This is a genomic window from Streptomyces hundungensis, from assembly GCF_003627815.1.
GTDB classification, from domain to species: domain Bacteria; phylum Actinomycetota; class Actinomycetes; order Streptomycetales; family Streptomycetaceae; genus Streptomyces; species Streptomyces hundungensis_A.
Map to the genome: position 1 here is coordinate 1226467 of NZ_CP032698.1, position 22263 is coordinate 1248729.

Annotated in this window: 18 protein-coding genes; 12 read left to right on the forward strand and 6 right to left on the reverse strand. The window is 72.8% G+C overall.

Annotated elements, in window-relative coordinates:
* Positions 1-114 precede the first annotated feature (114 nt).
* Positions 115-1029, forward strand: coding sequence for an SDR family oxidoreductase (locus DWB77_RS05545; protein ID WP_120720170.1), 915 nt, complete (start codon positions 115-117; stop codon positions 1027-1029).
* 51 nt (positions 1030-1080) lie between these two features.
* Here the strand turns inward: DWB77_RS05545 and DWB77_RS05550 are convergent, their stop codons facing one another.
* The gene (locus DWB77_RS05550) at positions 1081-1917 is read right to left on the reverse strand and encodes an enoyl-CoA hydratase/isomerase family protein (RefSeq protein WP_120727401.1); all 837 of its coding nucleotides are present in this window, start codon (positions 1915-1917) and stop codon (positions 1081-1083) included.
* Between the two features lie 258 nt (positions 1918-2175).
* On the opposite strand from DWB77_RS05550, the gene DWB77_RS05555 reads away from it, so the two are divergent.
* From DWB77_RS05555 to DWB77_RS05600, 10 genes are all read left to right on the forward strand, one after another.
* A complete protein-coding gene (locus DWB77_RS05555) occupies positions 2176-3603 on the forward strand; it encodes an alkaline phosphatase family protein (protein WP_120720171.1) in 1428 nt (475 codons plus the stop codon).
* Between the two features lie 739 nt (positions 3604-4342).
* A complete protein-coding gene (locus tag DWB77_RS05560; RefSeq protein ID WP_120720172.1) occupies positions 4343-4582 on the forward strand; it encodes a hypothetical protein in 240 nt (79 codons plus the stop codon).
* 203 nt (positions 4583-4785) lie between these two features.
* Positions 4786-6147 carry an efflux RND transporter periplasmic adaptor subunit gene (locus tag DWB77_RS05565; protein ID WP_162952445.1) on the forward strand — a complete coding sequence of 454 codons (1362 nt, stop codon included), beginning with the start codon at positions 4786-4788 and terminating at the stop codon, positions 6145-6147.
* A 56-nt stretch (positions 6148-6203) separates the two neighbouring features.
* Positions 6204-7007 carry an ABC transporter ATP-binding protein gene (locus DWB77_RS05570; protein ID WP_246033423.1) on the forward strand — a complete coding sequence of 268 codons (804 nt, stop codon included), beginning with the start codon at positions 6204-6206 and terminating at the stop codon, positions 7005-7007.
* Positions 7004-8212 carry an ABC transporter permease gene (locus DWB77_RS05575; RefSeq protein WP_120720175.1) on the forward strand — a complete coding sequence of 403 codons (1209 nt, stop codon included), beginning with the start codon at positions 7004-7006 and terminating at the stop codon, positions 8210-8212. Before DWB77_RS05570 ends, DWB77_RS05575 begins: the two co-directional genes overlap by 4 nt.
* Positions 8213-8241: 29 nt before the next feature.
* Positions 8242-8847 (forward strand): DUF5666 domain-containing protein, encoded by a 606-nt coding sequence (locus DWB77_RS05580; protein WP_120720176.1) that lies wholly within the window; start codon positions 8242-8244, stop codon positions 8845-8847.
* A gap of 40 nt (positions 8848-8887) precedes the next feature.
* Positions 8888-9622, forward strand: coding sequence for a response regulator transcription factor (locus DWB77_RS05585; RefSeq protein WP_120720177.1), 735 nt, complete (start codon positions 8888-8890; stop codon positions 9620-9622).
* Positions 9623-9632: 10 nt separating this feature from the next.
* Positions 9633-11126, forward strand: coding sequence for a sensor histidine kinase (locus DWB77_RS05590; protein ID WP_120720178.1), 1494 nt, complete (start codon positions 9633-9635; stop codon positions 11124-11126).
* A gap of 67 nt (positions 11127-11193) precedes the next feature.
* A complete protein-coding gene (locus DWB77_RS05595; RefSeq protein WP_120720179.1) occupies positions 11194-12354 on the forward strand; it encodes an ABC transporter ATP-binding protein in 1161 nt (386 codons plus the stop codon).
* Positions 12355-12750: 396 nt separating this feature from the next.
* Positions 12751-13440, forward strand: a complete 690-nt coding sequence (locus DWB77_RS05600) for an esterase/lipase family protein (protein ID WP_120720180.1) — start codon at positions 12751-12753, stop codon at positions 13438-13440.
* Positions 13441-13457: 17 nt separating this feature from the next.
* Here the strand turns inward: DWB77_RS05600 and DWB77_RS05605 are convergent, their stop codons facing one another.
* From DWB77_RS05605 to DWB77_RS05615, 3 genes are read right to left on the reverse strand one after another with little or no spacing between them, the layout of a single operon-like run.
* On the reverse strand, positions 13458-14396 hold the full coding sequence (locus tag DWB77_RS05605; RefSeq protein WP_120720181.1) for an ABC transporter substrate-binding protein: 939 nt from the start codon (positions 14394-14396) through the stop codon (positions 13458-13460).
* Positions 14393-15067, reverse strand: a complete 675-nt coding sequence (locus DWB77_RS05610; protein ID WP_120720182.1) for an ABC transporter permease — start codon at positions 15065-15067, stop codon at positions 14393-14395. The genes DWB77_RS05605 and DWB77_RS05610 overlap by 4 nt, the downstream gene beginning before the upstream one ends.
* On the reverse strand, positions 15064-15744 hold the full coding sequence (locus DWB77_RS05615) for an ABC transporter permease (RefSeq protein WP_120720183.1): 681 nt from the start codon (positions 15742-15744) through the stop codon (positions 15064-15066). The genes DWB77_RS05610 and DWB77_RS05615 overlap by 4 nt, the downstream gene beginning before the upstream one ends.
* A gap of 159 nt (positions 15745-15903) precedes the next feature.
* Between DWB77_RS05615 and DWB77_RS05620 the strand changes: the two genes are divergently transcribed.
* Positions 15904-16194: a DUF3303 family protein gene (locus DWB77_RS05620; RefSeq protein WP_120720184.1), complete on the forward strand. Its 291-nt coding sequence runs from the start codon at positions 15904-15906 to the stop codon at positions 16192-16194.
* A gap of 54 nt (positions 16195-16248) precedes the next feature.
* Here the strand turns inward: DWB77_RS05620 and DWB77_RS05625 are convergent, their stop codons facing one another.
* Entirely contained in the window at positions 16249-19440 is a 3192-nt protein-coding gene (locus DWB77_RS05625) for an amidohydrolase family protein (protein ID WP_120720185.1), read from the reverse strand.
* A 123-nt stretch (positions 19441-19563) separates the two neighbouring features.
* A complete protein-coding gene (locus tag DWB77_RS05630) occupies positions 19564-22149 on the reverse strand; it encodes a LamG-like jellyroll fold domain-containing protein (protein ID WP_120720186.1) in 2586 nt (861 codons plus the stop codon).
* Positions 22150-22263: the final 114 nt, after the last annotated feature.

Here is a 22263-nt window from a genome sequence, read left to right on the forward strand (position 1 = left end):
TAAGCGGTCGCTTGCCCCCAGGGGAACAGCTGGCCCTCTTTCGGCCGTCCGATGTCCCGACAGGCCCGCGCGCGGCCCTGGCACATTGCGCGGGGAGCGAGTACGCATGCGGCCATGACCGAAGACAGCGCACGGCCGCACCCGGGCCTGCCCGCCCCTCCCCCGCTCGGCGCGTGCGCCCTGCCGCCCGGCACCTACGAGGGCAGCGTGGTGCTGGTCACCGGCGGCGGCTCGGGGCTCGGCAAGGCGATGGCGGCGGAGTTCGCACGGCTCGGTGCCGACCTCGTGATCGTGGGCCGCTCCATGGACCGGCTCACGGCGGCCCGGGAGGAGCTGGCCCGGCTCGGCGGGCGGGTCGTGGCCGCGGCGTGCGACATCAGGGAGCCGGAGCGGATCGCCGAGGTCTTCGACACGGCCGAGGCGACGCTCGGGCCGCCGTCCGTGCTCGTGAACAGCGCGGCCGCCAACTTCCCTTCTCCAGCGGAGGACTTGTCGCCCAACGCCTGGCGTGCGGTCCTGGACATCACCTTGACCGGCACCTGGTTCATGACCCGCGAGTTCGGCCGCCGTCACCTGGCCGCCGGCATCCCGGGATCGGTGATCAGCATCGGCGCCTCGTACGCCTGGACCGGGGGTCCGGGTCACGCGCACTCGGCGGCGGCCAAGGCGGGGGTGCGCAACCTCGTGGAAACCCTGGCCGTGGAGTGGGGCCCGTACGGGATCCAGGTCAACGGCCTGGTGCCCGGCCTGATGCCGCACCCGGATCTGCCGGAGGCGATCCGCACCGGCCTCGACCGGGCCGACGACGAAGGCGAACTCGCCCTGCGCCAGCCCGCGTTGCGTGTCGGCGAGCCCCGCGAGCTCGGCTGGGCGGCCACCTTCCTCGCCTCGCCGTACGCCCGTTTCATCAGCGGCCACACGTTGGTGGTGGACGGCGCGAACTGGCAGCGCCGGGCACTGGTGACACCACCGGTGAGCAGCGTGCGCGAGCAGCTGGGCCGCGGGGCGTTCGGGGAGCGGGCGGGGTGAGTGGGGCGCGCGGGCAAGGAGGGGCGGTGGGAAGCGGGCCCGTGCAGGGGCTTACCTGCCGTCGAAGGTGGGTGGGCGTCGCGCGGCTTTGGCGGCGTAGCCCTCGCGGGCGTCTTCCGAGGTGAGGGTGAGGGCCGCGGCCAGCGCCGCGCGGTCGAGTGCCTCGGCGAGACCCGCGTCGGCGAACGTGTCGATGGCACGCTTGACGGACCGTACGGCCAGGGGGGCGTTGGCCGCGATCTCGGCCGCGAGGGCCCCGGCGGCTGCCTCCAACTCGCCCACCGGCACGACCTGTTGCAGCAATCCGATGCGCTCGGCGGTGGCGGCGTCGATACGGCGTCCGGTGAGGGCGAGCAGTTTGGCCCAGCCCGCGCCCGCGTCGCGTGCGATGCGTAGATCGCCGCCCGCGTCGACGGCCACCCCGATGCCGGTCTCCGGCAGCGCGAACACGGCGTCGTCGGCGGCGACCCTGATGTCGGCCATCAGGGCCAGCTCGAAACCGAAGCCGAGGCAGTAGCCCTGGACGGCGGCGATCACCGGCTGCGGAAGCCGGGCGAACGCGGCGAAGCGCTCGTGCGCCCAGCGGATGCCCTCGTAGTAACGGTGGGTGCGCTCGGCCGGGGAACGGCCGGTGATGGCGCCGCCGGGGGCGGTGACGTCGATCCCGGCACAGAAGGCGCGGCCCTCGGCTCGCAGCAGCACCACCTTGACGGTCTCGTCGAAGCGGAGGCGGTCGGCGAGCAGGCCCAGTTGGCGGCTCGACTCCCAGCTCCACCCGTTGAGCTTGTCGGGCCGGCACAGGGTCAGGATGCCGACGCCGGAGTCGGTGACATCGAGCCGGATCCGTTCCTCGCCCTCGGCGACCCGTTGGTCCAGGGTGTCGATCAACGCCCGCCCCTCCCCCATTCCGAACCTTCGCACCTATCCGTATCCCGATGCGTATCCCTATCCGTCTCCCGATCCGTCCCACAATCCTGACGGGTCGTCAGGTTCATCAAGCCTACGCGGGTCTCCCTCTCCGGCACACCCCCTGAGCGTTGGGCGCCTGTTCACCGATTCCCTCCCCCGCCCCACACCGGACGGCGGCGAGACTGGCCGACAGGTCCACGTCACCAGCCTCAACCGACAGCTCTGGGAAGGGCGTTCATGGCCGAGTTGACACGACGCAGACTGCTTGGTTCGGCGGCCGGGGCGATCGGCGGTGCGGCGGCGCTCAGCCTGCTGCCGCCGAGCGTGCGGGAAGCCGTCGCCGCCGGGCGACCGCGCGGCGGTTCGCTGCGCGACGTCAAGCACGTCGTCATGCTGATGCAGGAGAACCGGTCGTTCGACCACTACTTCGGCACCCTGTCGGGCGTGCGCGGATTCCGCGACCCGGACGCGCTCAAGCTCCCCAACGGGCGTTCGGTGTTCTACCAGCCCGACGCGGTGAACCCGCGCGGCTATCTGCTCCCCTTCCACCTCGACACCCGGAGCACGAGCGCGCAGGCCATCCCGTCCACGAGCCACGCCTGGGCGGTGCAGCACCAGGCCTGGAACGGCGGCGCCATGGACCAGTGGCTGCCCGCGCACCGCAAGGCGGACGGCGCCAACGGGCCCTATGTGATGGGCTATTACACGCGCGAGGACATCCCGTTCCAGTTCGCGCTCGCCGAGACCTTCACCATCTGCGACAACTACTTCTGCTCGGTCTTCGGCCCGACCTGGCCGAACCGGCTGTACTGGATGACGGGCAGCATCGACCCGGGCGGCACCCAGGGCGGACCGGTGCTCAACAACACCGCGCCGAAGCCGTACCGCTGGACGACGTACGCCGAGCGGCTCCAGGCCGCCGGGGTCAGCTGGAAGGTCTACCAGCAGGACGACGACTACGGCTGCAACCTCCTGGAGCAGTTCCAGTCCTTCCGCGACGCGAAGCCCGGGTCGCCGCTGTACGAGCGCGGGGTACGCCCCCAGCCCGAGGGCACCTTCGAGGACGACGCCCGCAACGACCGGCTCCCCGCGGTTTCCTGGATCATGCCGACGAGCCACCAGTCCGAGCACCCGGACTATCTGCCCGCCGCGGGGGCGGACTTCGTGGCGCAGAAGATCGAGGCCATCGCCGCCAATCCGAAGGTGTGGGCGAAGACCGCGTTCATCCTCAACTACGACGAGAACGACGGCCTGTTCGACCATGTGCCGCCGCCGACGCCCAGGGCGGGCACCGCGGACGAGTTCGTGGGCGGGCTTCCCATCGGCGGTGGATTCCGCGTCCCGGCCATCATCGTGTCGCCGTGGACCGTGGGCGGCTGGGTGGCGAGCGAGGCCTTCGACCACACCTCTTCGCTGCGGTTCCTCGAAGGGTTCACCGGGGTCAAGGAGCCCAACATCAGCCAGTGGCGTCGTCGCACCTTCGGCGACCTGACGTCGGCCTTCCGCTTCGGCAGCGCGGTGGGGCGGCCGCCGCGGTTGCCGGACGACACGGCGGAGTGGTTGGCGGAGGCGGAGCGGGAGGTGGCCACGCTGCCCGAGCCGGTGCTGCCCGGCGCGGACCAGTCCTTCCCCCACCAGGAACCGGGCCCCCGCCCGCACGTCTAGTCCCGGGCCCCCGCCAAAAGGGCGCTCGTCCTCAATCGCCGGGCGGGCTGAGGTGTCCCATGCTGGCCAGCACCGGTACCGCCAGGGGCGCGGGGAACTGCGCGACCAGCCACCCGCGGTCCGCAGCCGAAAACGGGGCTCCCTGGGGCTCCGCCCCAGACCCCGTTCGCGCCTAAAGGGCGCTCGTCCTCAAACGCCGGACAGGCTGAAGGTGCTGGCCAGCACCGAACAGTTAGGGGCGCGGGGAACTGCGCGCCCAGCCACCCGCGGTCCGCAGCCGAAAATGGGGTTTCTTGGGGGCGCGAGGAACTGCGCGAGAAGCGAGCACGGCCCGCAGGATCGAGAGGGGTTAGGGGCTCGGGGTCAGGGCGTGGGGGCCAGGGGGCTGGGGGTGGCGGGGTGGTGGGTCGGGAGTAGGGGGTTGCAGGTCTGGAAGGCCCTCGCCGACTTCGGGTCCGCCGTGTTGAGCCCTCGCAGAACCCCACCTCCCGGGGACGGGGACGGCAGAACCACCCCGTGGTCCTTGAGGCAACCGGTGAACGCCTTGAGCGCGGACCCGTCACCACCGAACCGCGGCCGCACCCCCGCGCACGCCTGCGCCGCCTCCCGCTGGGCAGGATCGGCAGAGGCCCCGGCGCCGAACCCGCCGGGCCGGCCCGAACCCCGCGGGCGCCCGCTCCCGCTCGGCCGCGGCGCCATCGTGACCCCGTGCTGAGCCAGGCACTGGCGATAGGCATCCGTGCCCGGCGCAGCGGAGGCCGCCGGCTTCGCCTGGGTCGCGGGCGTCGCCGAGGACGAACAGGCCGCGAGCAGCAGACCGCACGTCGCGACGGCAGCCGCACAGGCCACGGCCCGCACGGCGATCGCGGCACGCGCGGTGGTGGGCCGGCGCTTGGTCCAGGTCATGTCCGGTGACTCCTCGGTGCGTTGGGCGCACGACGGCCTCGCTGGTGGTACGCCGTCGGCGACCCACGACTGAACCCCATGCGGGTGGGCGCCTCCGGGGGACCAGCTGGGAGTTGGCTGGGCTTCGGTGCGCCGCCGGGCCCGCGACGGCCCCCGACACGGCAGGGTACGTACCGTCACACCCGTAATGCCGGGTTTCGACGGCGCCCGGGCTCCCAGGGAACTCCCAGGAAGCTCCCAGGGCTCGCAAAGTGCGGGCGGCCAGGATCCGCCGTCATGAAGGTGCTCCCACGACGGCGCAAGGCCGTCCTGCTCAACTCGGTGCTCGGGGTGGCCGTCCTCGCGGGCGCCGGCGGCGCCTATGCCGCGGTGACCAGCCACGCCAGCGCCCCCGCGCGGAGCGGCGAGAGGACCGTCGCGGTCACCAAGGGCACGGTCCTCGCCACCGTGTCCGGTTCCGGCGCACTGGCCTCGCCGAGCGACGCGGGGGTGAACTTCTCCACCGGAGGCAGGCTCACCGAGGTCGATGTGAAGCCGGGCGACAAGGTCGCCCGCGGCCAGATCCTGGGCAGGGTGGACGCGACCGCGGCCGATGAGACGCTCGCCCAGGACGAGGCGTCGCTGACCGCGGCCCAGGCCAACCTCACCAAGGTGCGGGAGGGACAGCCGAGTTCGAGCACGGCGGCCGGATCCGGGAGCGGGTCCGCCACTCGGGGCGGCGCCGGTTCGGCGCCCGTGCCCGCCGCGACCCCGACGGTCGATCCCGCGCAGCTCGCGCAGGCCGAGGCCCAGCTCACCCAGGCCCAGAACGCGGTGGACGCGGCGCGGCGCGCGGTCGAGGGGACCACGCTCAAGGCGCCGGTGGCCGGGACCGTCGCGTCCGTGTCCGCCAAGGTGGGCGACACCGTCCCCGGAACCGGAGCGACTAGTCCGAGCGGGGGCGGTGGCGGGGCGGGCGGTTCCAACGCGTCCAACTCGGCGTCCAGCAGCGCCGGTTCGGGATCCGGGTCGACCCTGTCCGGTTTCGTGGTCCTCACCGATCCGACCGGTATGCAGGTCACGGCGAACTTCTCCGAGGCCGACGCGCTCAAGGTGAAGCCCGGGCAGGCGGCCACGGTCACCTTGAACGCCGAACCCGGCACGGTGCTCAACGCCAAGGTGCTCGCGGTCAGTTCACTGCCCGTCAGCAGCGGTTCGGGGTCCGGCGGCAGCAACGGTTCGGGCAGCGCCGTGCAGTACGCGGCGACCCTCACTCTCACCAGCCCCACCGCCCAGCTGCGTACCGGGCTCAGCGCGAGCATCCAGGTCGTCACGGGCGAGGCGTCCGGCGCCCTCTCGGTGCCGACCGCCGCGGTGACCGGCACCGGCGCCAACCGCACGGTGACCGTGGTCAAGGCCGACGGCAGCACCGTGCGCACACCGGTCACGGTGGGCCTGGAGGGGGACAGCGTGGATCAGATCCTCAGCGGCCTCGACGAGGGCGAGAAGGTGCAACTGACCAGCGTGTCCGCAGCCGGCAACGGCGGCTTCCCCAGCGGCGCCTTCCCCGGTGGTGGCGGCGCCGCGAGGACGCGCGGTGGCGGCGCCTCCGGGGGCTCGGGGGCGCGCACCGGTGGTGGCGGGGGTGGCCGCGGATGAGGCGGCTCCGGTGGCCGCGCGGTGCGACCGCGCGGCCCGATGCCACGCCTGACGCCGTGCCCGAGGACGGTCCGTGGGCGCCGGCGCCCGTGATCGAGGTGCGCGCGCTGACCAAGACGTACGGACAGGGCGACGCGACCGTGCACGCCCTCAGCGGTCCGGTTGATCCGGTCAGCGGACGGGCGCTCGGGATCGAACTGGTCGTCCAGCAAGGCGACTTCGTGGCCGTGATGGGCAGTTCGGGCTCCGGCAAGTCGACCCTGATGAACATCCTGGGGTGCCTCGACGTGCCGACCTCCGGCCGCTATCTGCTGGACGGCCTCGACGTCGGCGGGCTCGACGAGCGTCAGCTCTCCCTGGTCCGCAACCGCAAGATCGGCTTCGTCTTCCAGTCGTTCAACCTCGTGCCGCGCACCTCCGCGCTCGCCCAGGTCGAACTGCCGCTGGCCTACGCGGGGGTGAAGCCCGCCGAGCGGCGCCGGCGGGCCGAGGCCGCGCTCACCCTGGTCGGCCTCGCCGACCGGATGGACCACCGGCCCAGCGAACTCTCCGGCGGTCAGCAACAGCGCGTGGCCGTGGCCCGCGCCCTGGTCACCACGCCCGCGATGCTGCTCGCCGACGAGCCGACCGGCAACCTGGACAGTCACAGCACCGAGGAGGTACTGGCCGTCGTCGACCGGCTGAACGCGGCGGGCCGCACCGTCGTCCTGATCACTCACGAGGACGAGGTGGCCCGGCACGCCAAGCGGGTGGTTCGGCTGGTCGACGGCAGGATCGTCGAAGATGTGCGCCAGGCCCCCTTCGAGGGACCGCCACCCGCCCTCCGCGACGCCAACTCCCTTGTGGGAGGCGCCCGGTGAACCCCTTCGAGACGCTACGCTTCGCCTTCGGTGGCCTCGCGGCGAACAAGGTGCGCTCCGCGCTGACCATGCTCGGGGTGCTGATCGGTGTGGCCGCGGTCATCGTGCTGCTCGCGGTGGGCAACGGCTCCTCGCAGGCCGTGAAAAACTCGATCGAGAAGCTCGGCACCAACGCGCTCACGGTGTCCTCGGGAGGCGGCTTCGGAGGTTCGCGCTCGGCCGCCACCAAGCCGCTGACCGTGGCCGACGCCAAGGCGCTCGCCGATTCCGCCGCCGCGCCGCACATCGAGTCGGTGGCGCCGGAGACCACGACCTCCCAGACCGCGCTGTACGAGGGCACCTCGCACACCGTCGGACAGGTCGTCGGCACCTATCCGGCGTACTTCAAGGCGTCCAACAGCAAGGTGGCCAATGGCGACTACTTCGGCTCCGACGACGTACTCGGTTCGCGCAAGGTCGCCGTGATCGGCTCGACGACGGCGACCGACGTGTTCGGCGCCGCCGACCCGGTCGGCAAGAAGATGACGCTCGGCGGTACTCCGTTCACGGTGGTCGGGGTGCTCGCCACCAAGGGCGGCACCGGGTTCCAGGACCCGGACGACGTGGTGGTCGCACCGCTGCCGACGGTGCAGAACGCCTTCACCGGCTTCGGCGCGATCGGCCAGATCCTCGTCGAGGCCACATCGGCCGACGCCACCACCCCGGCGCAGAACGAGATCACCACGGTGTTGATGGGCCGGCATGGCATCAAGGATCCGAGCGCGCTGGACTTCCGGGTCAGCAGCCAGGCCTCCCTGCTCACCACGCAGGCGGACACCAACCGGACGTTCACGGTGCTGCTGGGTGCGGTGGCGGCGATCTCGCTGCTCGTCGGCGGGATCGGCATCACCAACATCATGCTGGTGACGGTGACCGAGCGGACGCGCGAGATCGGCATCCGCAAGGCGATCGGAGCGCCGCGCGGGGTCATCCTCGGGCAGTTCCTCGCCGAGTCGACCCTGCTGTCCCTGATCGGCGGTGGGCTCGGCGTCGCGGTCGGCGTCATCGGCTCGCACGTCACCATCGTCGGCATCAAGCCGGTGATCATCCCCGAATCGGTGGTCGGCGCCTTCGCCATCGCGGTGGCCATCGGCCTGTTCTTCGGTGGCTACCCGGCCAACCGGGCCGCGAGCCTGCGGCCCATCGAAGCCCTGCGACACGAGTGAACCCCATGTACGGACAGGGAGAAGCTGACATGTTCGGCAACGCCGACACAGTGGAGAGCGCCGGCCCCGCGCCGGCCAGTGCTCCGCAGGACATCCTCGCCGAGCCCCCGGACGCCCGGGACATCTCGGCCGAGCTGAGCGCGCCGCCCCGGCCGCCGCTGCCGTGGCTGACCCTGCTGCTTTCGGGCGGCCTGGTCGCGGGGCTGGCCTTCGCCGGGGGCGCTCTGGTGGAGAAGGGCCAGAACGACTCCTCCACCGCCAGCCAGCGCACGCCCTCCGCCACCGCCTCCCGCGGTGGCGCCGGGGCGAGCGGTCAGCGGCAGGGCTTCGGTGCGGGCTCGGACGGCCGCGGCCGGACGGGCGGGACCGGGGCGGCCGCGGCGGGCGGAGTGACCATCGGTACGGTGAAGCTCGTCGACGGCAGCACCCTGTACGTCACCGACGCCCAGGGCAACGTCGTCAAGGTCACCACGGCCGGCAACACCCAGGTCACCGAGGCCAGAAGTGGCAAGGTGTCCGATCTCCAGCCGGGCCAGACGGTCACCGTGCGCGGCAGCCAGAACTCCTCCGGCGACGTCGCGGCGACCACCGTCACCGAAGGCGGCGCGAGCGGTTTCGGCGGCGGCCGGGGCTGACCTCGCACCCGCCGCCCACGCCGCCACCAGGAGGAAACCGATGGCCCCGACGCACACAGCCGCGCCCGAGGCGAGCCTGTTGGTCGTCGACGACGAGCCCAACATCAGGGAGTTGCTGTCGGCCTCACTGCGCTTCGTGGGCTTCAAGGTCGTCTCAGCGGCCACCGGGGCCGAAGCGCTGGCCGCCGTCGCCAAGGAGCGCCCCGATCTCGTGGTGCTCGACGTGATGCTGCCCGACATGACCGGTTTCGCCGTGGTGCGCCGGCTCCGCGAGGAACCGGGCGGCGGATTGGGCGCCGACCCGCTGCCGGTGCTCTTCCTCACCGCCAAGGACGGCGTGGACGACAAGATCAGCGGTCTGACGGCGGGGGGCGACGACTACGTCACCAAGCCGTTCAGCCTGGAGGAGCTGATCGCCCGGATCCGCGCGATCCTGCGCCGCACCGGGGGCCCGAGCGGAGCGGGCCGGCTGGTGGCGGGCGACCTCGAACTCGATCCGGTGGGCCACCAGGTGCTGCGGGTCGGCCGGCCCGTCTCGCTCTCCCCCACCGAGTTCAAACTGCTCGCGTATCTGATGGTCAACGCCGACCGTGTGGTGTCCAAGCCGCAGATCCTCGACCATGTGTGGGCGTACGACTTCGGCGGCGATCTCAGCATCGTGGAGTCCTACATCTCGTATGTGCGCCGCAAGGTGGACTCCGGGGCCGACGGCGCGCCCAAGCTCATCCACACCGTGCGCGGCATCGGCTATGTGCTGCGCCGCCCGCAGTCCTGAGGTGCCGGCGATGTCGGGACGCATCGGGGCACGGCTGGGGTGGCCCCCGCGCCGGTTCGCCGCCCTGTCGCTGCGCTCACGGCTCGTGCTGCTCGCCATGGCGCTCGTGGCACTCGGGCTCACGGTGAGCGACACCGTCGTCCTGAGTTCGGTGCGCGGGCAGTTGGTGCGGCGGGTGGACCAACAGCTCGACCGGTTCGGGGAGTCGGTGGCGCACCGGGTCGGCGTCGAGGGCACGCCCGCCCCGCGTGCGGGCCGCTCCGGCGGACGGGCGTGGCTGCCCAGCCAGTACGTGATCGCGTTCGCGGCCGACGACGGCACGGTCACCGAGCAGTTCCGCCAGCCCGTCGCGGCGGGTGACCCCCGGCCGACCTGGCCGGTGATGGACGCGGCCGCGCTCCGCTCCCGTCTGGGCAAGCCCTTCGAGGTGCCCAGCGATCACGGCGGCGGGCGATGGCGGGTGCTGATGGTGGCGGTGGACAGCGACGATCCCGCGCTGCCCGCGGGAGTCGTCGTGGCCGCGCCGCTGGAAGAGGTCTCCTCCGCGGTCGACCACCTCGCCACCGCCTTCCAGCTCATCGGTGTCGTGGTGGCGCTGCTGCTCGGGGTGGCGGGCTGGTTCGCGGTCGGCGCGGGGCTGCGGCCGCTGCGCCGTATCGAGGCGACGGCGGCGGAGATCGCGGCGGGCCGCCCGCTCTCGCACCGGATGCCAGGCGCTTCGCCGCGTACCGAGGCCGGACGGCTGACCAGCGCCCTCAACGGGATGCTGGCCCAGCTCGAATCGGCGTTCGCGGCGCGGGCCGAGTCCGAGGGGCAGATGCGGCGCTTCGTAGCGGACGCCGGCCATGAACTGCGGACGCCGCTGGCGGGCATCCGGGGTTTCGCCGAGCTGTACCGGATGGGCGCGCTGCCCGACGAGGCGGACGTACGCCGCACGATGGCCCGGATCGAGAGCGAGGCGGTGCGCCTCGGCGGTCTGGTGGAGGACCTGCTCACGCTGGTCCGCATGGACGAGCAGCGGCCCCTCCAGCTCGCGCCCATGGATCTGCGCACCCTGGCGGTGGACGCCCTGCACGACACGAGGGCCCTGGATCCGACGCGCGAGGTGACCCTGACCGGGCCGGGCGGTGCGGGCGCGCCGGGCCCGGCGCCGGTCATCGGCGACGAGGCGCGGCTGCGTCAGGTGGTCGCCAACCTGGTCGGCAACGCGGTCGCGCACACACCGTCGGGCTCCGCGGTACGCATCGGGGTGGGCGCCGTCGAGGGGCAGGGCGTCCTCGAGGTGGCCGACTCGGGCCCCGGACTCGCGCCCGAACAGGCGGCCCGCGTCTTCGAGCGGTTCTACCGGGTGGACGCCTCGCGCAGCCGGCAGACCGGGGGCGGCGCGGGCCTGGGCCTGGCCATCGCCTCGGCGCTGGTGCGGGCGCACGGCGGGCGGATCGAGCTGGAGACCGCCCCGGGCGACGGCGCGGTCTTCCGGGTCCTGCTCTCCGGCGCGCCCTGAGCGGGCGGGTCCACTCCCCCGGACCGGTCCGAGTGCGGGCGGGGGCGGGGGCTCCTAGCGTGGGCCCATGATCCGGTTCGAGCAGGTCAGCAAGGTCTATCCGGACGGCACCCGTGCCGTCGACGACCTGTCCTTCGAGGTGGCGGAGGGCGAACTGGTCACGCTGGTGGGACCGTCCGGCTGTGGCAAGACGACCACGATGATGATGGTGAACCGGCTCATCGAGCCGACGTCGGGCCGTGTCCTCGTCGACGGCGAGGACATCGCCACGCTCGACCCGGTCAAGCTGCGCCGCCGGATCGGCTATGTGATCCAGCAGGTCGGGCTCTTCCCGCACCGCACGATCCTCGACAACACGGCGACCGTCCCGGCGCTGATCGGCTGGAAGCGGCCCAAGGCCCGGGCCCGGGCGGCCGAGCTGCTCGACCTCGTCGGCCTGGACCCGGCGACGTACGGGCCGCGCTACCCGGCGCAGCTCTCGGGCGGACAGCGTCAACGGGTGGGCGTGGCAAGGGCGTTGGCGGCCGATCCGCCGGTCCTGCTGATGGACGAGCCGTTCGGCGCGGTCGACCCGGTGGTGCGCGAGCGCCTCCAGAACGAGTTCCTCGGCCTCCAGGCGACCGTGCGCAAGACGGTCCTGCTTGTCACCCATGACATCGAGGAGGCCGTACGGATGGGCGACCGCATGGCGGTGTACGGATCGGGGCGCATCGAGCAGTTCGACACCCCGGCGTCGGTCCTCGGGGCGCCCGCCACACCTTACGTGGCCCAATTCGTGGGCGCCGACCGGGGGTTGAAGCGCCTGTCGGTCACGACCGTCGAGCCGGACGACCTGGAGCAGCCACCGGTCGTACGCCTCGACGAGCCGACGGGGGCCGCCGCGTCCCGGCTGCGCGGCGAGGAGGCGCGCTGGGCGGTGGTGCTCAACGAAGGGGGCGAACTGCACGGCTGGGTCGGGGCGGACGAGCTCTCTCTCGCGGGGGCGGGCTCGGTCGCCGACCTGGCCCGGCGCATGGAGGCATGGGTGCCGCTCGGGGCTCCGCTGAAGCAGGCGTTCAGCGAGATGCTCCAGTACGACGCGGGCTGGGTCGCCGTGGTGGACGGCGCCCGGTTCCTCGGCGTCCTGACCCCCGCGAAGCTGCACGAGGCGCTGCGGCGGTCGGTGGATGCGGATGCGCTGGGGGTGGGGCGGGGGGAGGTCGACTTCGACTCGGTCGCCGACGCGTGAGGGTGGGGCGGTGGGAGTGTTTTCCCACCCGCCCGCCCGTTCCGCCGAGTTGCAAAGCTGAGCCACCCCGGGGCTCCGCCCCGGCCCCCGCCGGGGGCTCCGCCCCCGAACCCCCACCCCCTCAACCCACGGCCCGTACCCCACTCGTGCCCACCCGTTCCGCCCTGCGGAACGCCTGCCCACGAGAGGCGGACGACGGCGTGGCGTCGGGCGTCCGCCGCGCCGCCGCGCGTAACGCCCCGCACGGGCTCGGGAGGGCACGGGGCTGGGCCTGGGCCGGGCCGGGCGGCGTACGGAAATTCGACCCCGCCCGCCCCTTACCTTCCGCAGGACACCTGGTTACCATCCGGTAGCCCTCGTTCGGGGCTCTCCCCACCCACCCCCGCTGGAGCCGCCATGCGCCTCGTCACCGCCGCCGCCGCGCTCGCACTGCTCGCCGGCACGATCGTCCTCGCCCCTGCTGCCCAGGCAGCTCCCGCCCAGGCCGCGGCCTCCCCGGTCCCGGTCGTCTTCGTGCACGGGCGCAACGCCGACCCGGGTGTCTGGGGCACCATGAAGGATCGCTTCGAGGAGGCCGGTTACCCCGAGGGGGCCCTGTTCGCCTGGGGTTATGACTCCAGCCGGTCGACCAACGAGGTCCTCGCCGGTCAACTCGCCGCATACGTCGACTCCGTGCGCGCCCGAACCGGGTCCGCGCAGGTGGACATCGTCGCGCACAGCCAGGGCAGCCTCCCCACCCGCTGGTACGCGAAGTTCGGCGGCGGCTCCGACGTGGTGCGCCATCTGGTCTCGCTCGGCGGCCCCAACCATGGGACCAGCCTCGCCTGGGCGTGTGCGATCTGGGACCAGGGGTGCCGGGACATGACCCCCAACTCGTATGTCCAGAGCCATCTGGCGAGCGGTGACGAGACCCCGGGAGCGACCCGGTACGCCACGTTCTGGTCGGACTGCGACGGCTTCATCCTGCCCAACAGCAGCGTGCCGCTGTCGGGGGCCGTGAACACCGACGCCGGATGCCTGGCCCACAACGACCTGTTGACCGACGCGCCGACCGCGCGGGGCGTGCTCGACTTCCTGAAGCAGTAGGCGAGTTGGCGTCCAAATCAGATCAGCTTCTTGGACTTGAGGTAGGCGCGGGCCACGTCCTCGGGCAGTCGGCGCCAGCTGTCGACCTGTTCGTTGAGCGAGGCGAGGTCGGCGGTGGTGAGCACCGTGTTGAGCCGGCCGAGCGCGCCGGTCACGCCCGCGCTGCCCGCGCGTGAGCGGTTGACCACCGGCACGATGTAGTCCGCGTTCTGGAGGTGCTTGTCGTCGGCGAGCAGCACCAGGCCGAACGCGTCGAGCGTGGCGTCCGTCGTGGTGGTCAGGACCATCTGGTCCTGACCGCTCTGGACGGCCTGCTTGGCCTGGGTGGTTCCCACGCCCTTGGGGTCGACGGCGGTCGCGTCGATGCCGTACGTCTTCTTCAACCCCGGCTCGCAGTAAGGGCGTTGGACACACTCGTCGCCCGCGGCGAGCCGTACCGGGAGCTTCGCCGCGCCGAGGTCGCTCAGCGTCTTGAGCCGGTGTTCGCGGGCGTACGACGCGGCGACCGCGAAGGCGTTCTGGTCGACGGCCCGCCCCGGATCGAGGACGGTCAGGCCGCGCGGGGCGGCCAGGGCGCGCAGCGCCGTCATCGTGCGCTTCAGGTCCGGCGAGCCGACGGGCTTGGCGTCGGCGCCGTGGGCCTTGGCGCTCAGCCAGTCCGCGAAGGTCGCCGCGTACTCCGGGACCACGTCGATCTGGCCGCTCTCCAGGGCGGGTTCGTAGATTTCCCGGTTGGTCACCGAGAGGATCTTCGTGCCGTAGCCCGCCTTGTCGAGGAGCAGCGCGTACATCTGGGCGAGCAGGTCGCTCTCGGTGAATCCCGCGGAGCCGATCGTCAGGTGCTTGCTGTCGCCGGGCGGTGCGGTGACCGAGCCCTGTTTCTCCAGGCTGGGCCCGGTGGCGCAGGCGGTGAGCGCCGCGAGGGCGAGGACGGCGATCAGCAGGCGCGGTCTCATCCGAAGCCGCCCCTCGCCCACCGCGGAGCCAGCCGCTGGACCGCCTCGAAGAGGCCCTCGACGACGAGGGCGAACACCGCCACGAGCACGGCGCCCGCGACGACTTGGGGTGTCGAGGCCAGATTGAATCCCGCGGTGATGATCCGGCCGAGCCCGCCGCCACCGGCCAGGGCCGCGAGGGTGGCGGTGGCGACGAGCTGGACGGCCGCGATGCGCACGCCGGTGAGGATCAGCGGCAGGGCGAGCGGGAGCTCGACGCGCAGCAGGAGCTGGCGTCCGGTCATGCCCATGCCCCGGGCGGCGCGCACCACGTCGCGGTCGACCTCGCGCATGCCGACATAGGCGTTGGTCAGCAGGGGCGGCACCGCGAAGAGGATCAGGGCGATGATCGTGGGCCACTCGCCGTGGGTGCCGAGCGGGGTCAGCAGGAGCAGGACCAGGACGGCGAAGGTGGGGACGGCGCGGCCCACGTTGGAGATGTTGACGGCGAGGGGTCCGCCCTTGCCCAGGTGGCCGAGGACCAGCGCCACGGGCAGCGCGACGAGACAGCTGAGGACCAGGCACAGCGCGGTGAGCCAGAGGTGTTCGGTGAGGCGGTGCCCGATGCCGTTCTCGCCGGACCAGTGGGCGGCGGAGGTCAGCCAGGACCAGGCGTCGGAGAAGGTCTTCATGAGGGCACCGCCCGCGTCCAGGGCGTCAGCAGTCGCTGGACGCCGAGCAGCGCCAGGTCCGCGGCGACGGCGATCACCACGCACAGCACCGAAGCGGTGAGCACCTGCGCCTTGAAGTAGGTGTTCATGCCGGAGTAGATGAGGTTGCCGAGGCCGCCGTAGCCGACGATGGCGCCCACCGTCACCAGGGACACCGCGGAGACGGTGGCGATGCGCAGGCCGGCCATCGCGGCGGGCACGGCGAGCGGGAGTTCCACGGCAAGGAGCAGCCGTACCGGCCCGTAGCCCATGCCTCGGGCCGCCTGCCGGGTGTCCTCCGGGACGGCGCGCAGTCCGGCCAGGATGTTCCGTACGAGCAGGGTGAGCGAGTACAGGACGAGTCCGGCGACGACGATCGAGGCGGAAAGCCCGTACACCGGCAGCAGCAGCGAGAACATGGCGAGCGAGGGGATGGTGTAGAGCACCGTGGTCAGCCCGAGGGCGGGGCCGGCGGCCCAGCGCCAGCGGCGGGCGGCGACGGCCAGCGGGACGGCGATGACCAGGCCGAGCAGCACGGAGGCCGCCGTGAGCTGGAGGTGCTGGAGCACCGCGTCCCACAGGATCTGGCGCCGGCTCGACAGGTAGGCGCCGCAGATCCAGTCGTTGCGCGCGAGGCAGTCGTCGGGGGGCGCGGTCACCCGTTCATTGGAGCGTGGGGCTCGGGTGGGCCGCTCGTCGTGGTGGGCTGTTCGGGGCACGCATTGAGATACCCGGGCAAAAGGGGGACGCTGGAGGTAGTTCGGCCGGGTCCCCCGGTACCTCGAGCGCACCCGCCCGGCCGGGATGAGGTGAGTACCGTGCGCGTACTGCTCAAGGCCAAGCTCGACACAGAGAAGGCCAACGAGGCCATTCGCGGGGGGACCATGGAGAAGACGATGCAGTCCGCGATGGAGATGCTGCGACCCGAGGCCGCCTACTTCACCGCCCAGGACGGTTGTCGTACGGCCATCATCGTCTTCGACCTCGCCGACACGTCCGACATCCCGAGGCTCACCGAGCCCTTCATGCAGGACCTCGGCGCCAAGGTGGAGATGTCACCGGTCATGAACAGGGAAGACCTGGCGAGGGGCCTCGCCGCTCGCGGCTGACGGCCACCGCACCGACGCGCGGGCCGGGCCACGGCGTGGCCCGGCCCGCCGCTCTCAGCGGCCCCCGTCGCAGCAGCCGTCGCGGCGCATCAGGCGGCCCACCTCCAGCCAGTTCTCGGCGCCGGCCGCCGCATGGCGCTCGTGCGGTTCGAACTCCGCCACCAGCGCGTCGGTCGTGTACGGCACCCCTGCTCGCAGCACCCCCGTGGTACGCACCAGCGAGTCGAAGTCGCTGAAGGGGTCCCCGTCGACCAGCGTGAGGTCGGCCAGCTTGCCCGGCTCGACGGTGCCCAGGTCCTTGTCGAGCCCGAACAGGCGGGCCGGGTGGAGCGTGGCGGTGCGCAGCGCCGCGGCCGGTGAGAGGCCGCCCCGGTGCAGGGCGCGCAGGCCGAGGTGGAGGGAGAGCCCGACGGGGACGAGGGGCTGGTCCGTGCCGAGGGCGACCAGGCCTCCCCCGTCGAGGACCCGGCGGTACACGTCGATCTCCTTTGCCAGGGTGGCCAGTTGGGCCGCGGTGGGCGGCAGTGTCGCCGACTTCCGCACGGCCGCCGCGTCCCAGGGCGGCATCACCGCGGTGACCCGGGGGTCGTCGGCGAGTGCGGGGTCCGCACCGAGCAGGGGCGCCGAGGTGAAGGGCGTGGCGATGAGGGCGAAGTTGATGCCGTGGGCGGTGTAGATCTCCAGCACGTCCTGGTAGGCGCGGCCGGTCGCGGACGTCGCGTGCCCGAACTCGGCGCGTTGGGTGGCCAACAGATGGGTCGTCAGGTCCTGGCCGACCTCGACGCCCGGGGAGATCAGGTGACTTCCCGAACGCACCCCGAGACGTTCGTGGGCGAACCGCGCGGCCTCCTCCATCAGCCAACTGGGCGCCCTTACATAGGTCTTGACGAAGTCCCAGTCCAGTGCGGCACCCCGTTCCAGGGAACGCCTGAGGCCCGCGCCGGTGCGGTGGGCGCGGCCCATGCTGTAGGCGACCCGGGAGCCGTCGAGCAGCTCGCCCGTGGTCAGCAGGCGCGGCCCGGCGAGCTGTCCGGTGGCCACCGCCTCGCGGATGCGGGCCTGTTCGTAGGCGAAGCCTCCGAGCGACACCGCGGTGGTGATGCCGTAGGTGAGCTGGCCGACGCTCTGACGGCCGCCGTAGGTGCTCTGCCACGGATGGGTGTGGGTGTCCCAGAGTCCGGGGACGACGGTCCGCTCGGAGGCGTCGACGGTGCGCCGGGCCGCGCGCCTGCGGTGGGGTTCGACCGAGGCGACACGGCCGGCGCGCACCACGATGTCGACGTCGTCGCGCACCGACTCGCCCGTGCCGTCCCACAGCCGCCCCGCGTGCACCACGGTGTCGGCGGGGGCGGGCCTGCGCTGGTCGAGCGCCACCCGCACGGTGCGCGCGGAGCCGCCGTCGACGCCGATGAGCCGCAGCCGGGTCCCGGAGAGGTACAGGAGCGTCCTGGAGTCGCCGGACCACGAGGGGTGGTCGGCGGGCTCGGTGGTGAGGGTGCGCGGTGGGCCCTGCGGGGTGCCGTCCGGGCCGACGGGGACCAGGCACAGCGCGGATTCCACGATGACGGCCATCCAGCGGCCGTCGGGCGACCAGACGGGCCCCGAGTCGTAGCGGTCGGCGATGGAGACGTGGGGCGCCACGGCGTGCAGACGGTCCGCGCCGGTGGTGGTGTCGACGACCCGAATGACGTTGTAGCCCTCGCGGAAGCGCAGGTTGAGGCGGTTGCGGTCGCACAGGGCGACATGGCGGCCGTCCGGCGACCAGCTCGGCCGGCCGGGCAGCCCGCCGCCGCCGAGCGCGGTCACCAGGACGCGTTCGGTGCCGCTCGCGAGGTCGCGTACGACCAGTCGCCCGCTCATGTCGATCGCGGCGAGCCGGCTGCCGTCGGGCGACAGCGCGGGATGGACCCGGCCGCCCGTGGCGAGCGCGCTCTCCGCGCCGTCGGCGAGGTCTCTGCGGTAGACGCCGAGCAGCCCGTCGCGGTCGTCGGCGTACACGAGCGAGCCTCCGTCGCGCGCCCAGACGGGGCCCAGGAGATAGCCGGTGGGGGCGGCCTGGCGCAGCCGCTCCGGCGGGCGGGAGCCCGAAATGTCGGCGATCCAGAGGGAGTTGAGGGCGGCGAAGGCCACGCGTCGGCCGTCGGGCGACAGCGCGGGCAGATGGATGCCCCGCACCGGACGCACCCGTTCCTCGCCGAGGTCGTACGACTTGACCTGGTAGCGCGGCCGCTCGACGGGCAGCACGCCCTCGAAGTCGATCACCTCGGGCTTCGCCGGGTCGTCCGGGCGCACGAGGGTGAACCGGCCGTCGACGGTGAGGAGCAGTTCCCCTTCGGCCGTCCAGCGCGGCGGCACCGGCGCGATGTCGCCGGTGACCGGGACGGGCTTGCCGTCGACGACCAGGGTGCAGGAGGCGCTGGGGGCGGCGGTGGTGCGCAGCAGGGCGAGACGGCGGCCGTCGGGAGCGAGGCTCGGCGTCATGAGCTGGGCGTTCTCGGTCTCCGTGTACGCCACAGTGACCGCGCCCGCTCCCCGCGCGGGGACGGAGGCGACGGTTCTGGCGTCCACCGAGAGCCCGAAGGGCGTGGTGACGGCCCCGGCGCGGACGAACAGGATGCGTGTGCCGTCGGGAGACCAGCTCGGGTCGAAGTCCTCCCAGGGGGCGTCCTGGAGCGGGCCGTCCTGGCCCGGCCGTCCGGTGAGGCGGGACAGCGCGCCGGTGCGCAGGTCGAGTACGTGAATGCGGTACGGGCTGCCTGCCACGGGGTCGCCGCCGCGTTCGGAGGAGAAGACGAGGCGGGTGCCGTCGGGCGACCAGGCGGGGCCCCGGTCGTCCCAGGGGCCGTCGGTGCGCCGGAGCAGCTCGGACCCGTCGGGCCGCATGGTCCACAGGTGGTAGCCGCCGCCCCGGTAGGCGCAGAACGCGATGAGCGCGCCGTCGGGGGCGTATACGGGCCGGGTGGGTTCGAGGTCGGCGGGGGTCAGCGGTTCGGCCCTGCCGCCGGAGCGGGGCAGCGACCACAGCACGTCCTGCACCTCGGCGATCAGCCGGTCCCCTGTGGGCGAGAGGCTCGCGGCGCCGTTGGTGGAGGCCGTGAACGACAGGGAGTGCCCGGCGCGGGGCGCCGCGAGGGCGGGCGCCGGCACGACGCCCACGGCGGTGAGCGCCCCGGCGGCGCCCGCGGCGGCGAGGAGTTGACGGCGGGAGAGGGAGGAGAGGGGGGTGGCGGTGGTGTCACGGTCCATGACACCGCACGCTCGCGCATCGCACGGCGCAGGGGCAACACCGCCATTCCCGCCAGATGGGTACGATCTCGGGGCAAACCCCTTGCGGATCCATGCCGTTGGACGCCGGTCGTTGAACGCCGGTCAGAGGGTGCGCACCTCCAGGACCGTGACCGAGTACGGGCCGAAGGTGGCGGTGAAGGTGGGAGCCACGCCATTCACGGTGCCTCCGCGCGGCAGCACAGCGAGGGGATCGGTCAGCGTGTTGGTGGCCTGGGGACTCGCCCCGGCGAGCACGACCACGCTCGCGGAGGCCTCGGTACGGGCGACGCCTCGCAGGGTGATGGTGGTTCGCCGCGCGGAGCCCGAGGTGTTGACCACCGCGAGGAGGATGCGGCGGGTGGCCGGGTCGTGGGTGGTGACGACGTTGAGCCCCGGCAGGGCGCGCACCGCGGTCGGCAGGACGACCGTTCCGCGCCGTGTCAAAAGGAGTTGCTGAGCGTAGTAGCTCGGCGAGTTGTAACTGGTCAGCGCGTCATAGGCGATGAGGTTGGTGGCCCAGGTGTTGTCCCGTACGTGGCTGAACAGCGGGGCGTAGGACTCCATCAGGACCTGGTCGGAGTTGCGGATGAGACCCACGAGCCAGGAGGCGTCGCCGAGTGCGGCGTTGAGGTCGGGCGTGGGCCGGCCCTCCTGCGCGGCCCACTCCCCGACGAACACCTTGGGGCCGGTGCGGTCGCGCCGGTCGTACTTGTGGGAGCCGGCCTGGAAGGCGGCGGCGGACTGGTAGTAGTGCTCGTCGATCAGGTCGTACGGGCGTGATGCCACCGGCGTCGTGGCGATCAGCTTCAGCGCGGGGAAGCGGGCCTTGATCGCGTCGTGGAAGGCGGCGTAGCGCTCCTCGTAGGAGCCGGACCGGTCGAACCAGTCCTCGTTGCCTATCTCGACGTACTGCAACGGGAACGGCGCGGGGTGGCCGTCGGCGGCGCGGCGGGCGCCCCAGGGGGAGGTGGTGGGGCCGGTGATGTACTCGATCTGGTCGACGGCGTCCTGCACGAAGGGCTTGAGCGCGTCGCCGGTGACGTGGTCGCCCCGCAGGGAGTATCCGGCGTAGACGCACAGCAGCGGCATGCACCCGAGGTCCTCGGTCATCTGGAGGTATTCGGGCAGGCCGAGGCCGTCCGTGGACCAGTAGCCCCAGGCGGAGTTGGAGTGCCCGGGGCGCTGTTCGACGGGTCCGATGGTCTTCTTCCAGTCGAAGCGGTCCGCCACGACGTTGCCTTCGAGGTAGTTGCCGCCGGGGAAGCGCAGGAAGGCCGGTTGCAGGGCGGCGAGCTTCTCCATCAGGTCGACGCGCAGCCCGTTGGGACGGTTCTTGTAGGTGGGCGGGAAGAGGGAGACCTGGCTCAGCCAGAGCGTGCCGGGCGCGGGCGAGGTGACGGTGAGGCGGGCATCGGCGGTGGTGGGGGCGCCGGGGGCGGTGCGCAGGGTGAGTTCGTGTTTGTGCCAGGAACCGGTCAGGGGGCCGGTGGTTCCGGTGGCGTACACCCGGCCGTCTGTTCCGGTGAGGGACACCGTCAGGCCGCCGGTTCCCCCGGTCGACTTGGCGTAGAGGGAGGCCCGGTAGGTGGTGGAGGGGCGGACCGGGATGCCCCAGAAACCCTCGTTGGCGACGCCGCCGCCGGCCTGCGTGACGTTCACCCGCAGGGACTGGGTGAGGGCGGAGTTGAGTGGCTGGGCCGTGTCGATGGTGAGGGTGGCGGCGCCGACGGCGCTCCAGTGGAGCGGGGTGGCGGCGGCCATGAAGCTGCGGTTGTTGACGAGTTCGGCGTACAGGCCGCCCTCGCCGCTGTGGTTGATGTCCTCGAAGAAGATCCCGCCGAGTTCGGTGCTGACCCCGGGGCCGGGGTGGGTGGTGTCGACGGTCAGGAGGGGCTGGGTGGAGTCGATGGGCACGCCCGCGAGGGTGGCCGCGTCGGTGGCGGTGAGGGCGGTGTCGAAGATCTGGACGTCGTCGATGAGGGCATGGGCCTGGTCGACGCGGGCACCGCCGAACAGGCCCCGGCCGACGGCGGTCGCGCCGGTGGCGCGCCAGCCCCCGGCGTAGGGCGCCTCGCCCTCCAGGACGCCGTTGACGTAGAGCCGGACGACGCCGGCCGCCGTGTCGTCGACGCCGAGCAGGTGGTACCAGGCACCGGTCACGGGCGCCGACGCTGCTCCGGCGACGGCCGCTCCGCCGTTGGCGGAGGTCGCGTCCGAGGCGAGGCGGGTGAACGCGAACGTGCCGGTGTCGTCCCGGAGTTGGAGGTAGAAGCCGCTCACCGCGGCCCCGTCGACGGAGACGAAGGTCTGGTATCCGGTGGTGCCGGTGAGCCGCACCCATGCCGCGACGCTGAAGCTCCTGGCGGTGTCCACCACCGGGCCGGGTGTCGTCGCGCTGCCGCCCGCCGAGACGTCGAGGGCGGCCGCACCGGATTTGGCCGCGCCCCACTTCGCCCCGTCGACGAGCGTGAGGGTGTGCCCGTGCCCCGAACCGTCGGCGGCCGTCGTCCCGGCGGCTTCGTCGAAGGACCAGTGGGCGACGGGCGAGGGAAGCGCGGACGCTGCGGTCCCGGTGCGGGAGGCGGCGAAGGCGGGGCCGGCCGCGCCGGCCAGGGGCAGCGCGCCGAGCGCGGCCACGATCGCTCTGCGACTGGGGCCGGAGGCCGGGTGCGGGGTGGGTCGTGTCATGCGGGTGCTCCTCAACTCTCGCTGGGGGTTCGAGATTTCGGACGACGTTCTGCATGTCGACGACGGGGAGCATTCCGTCTCGTCCACCCCGGCGTCAACACCTCCGGATCACCC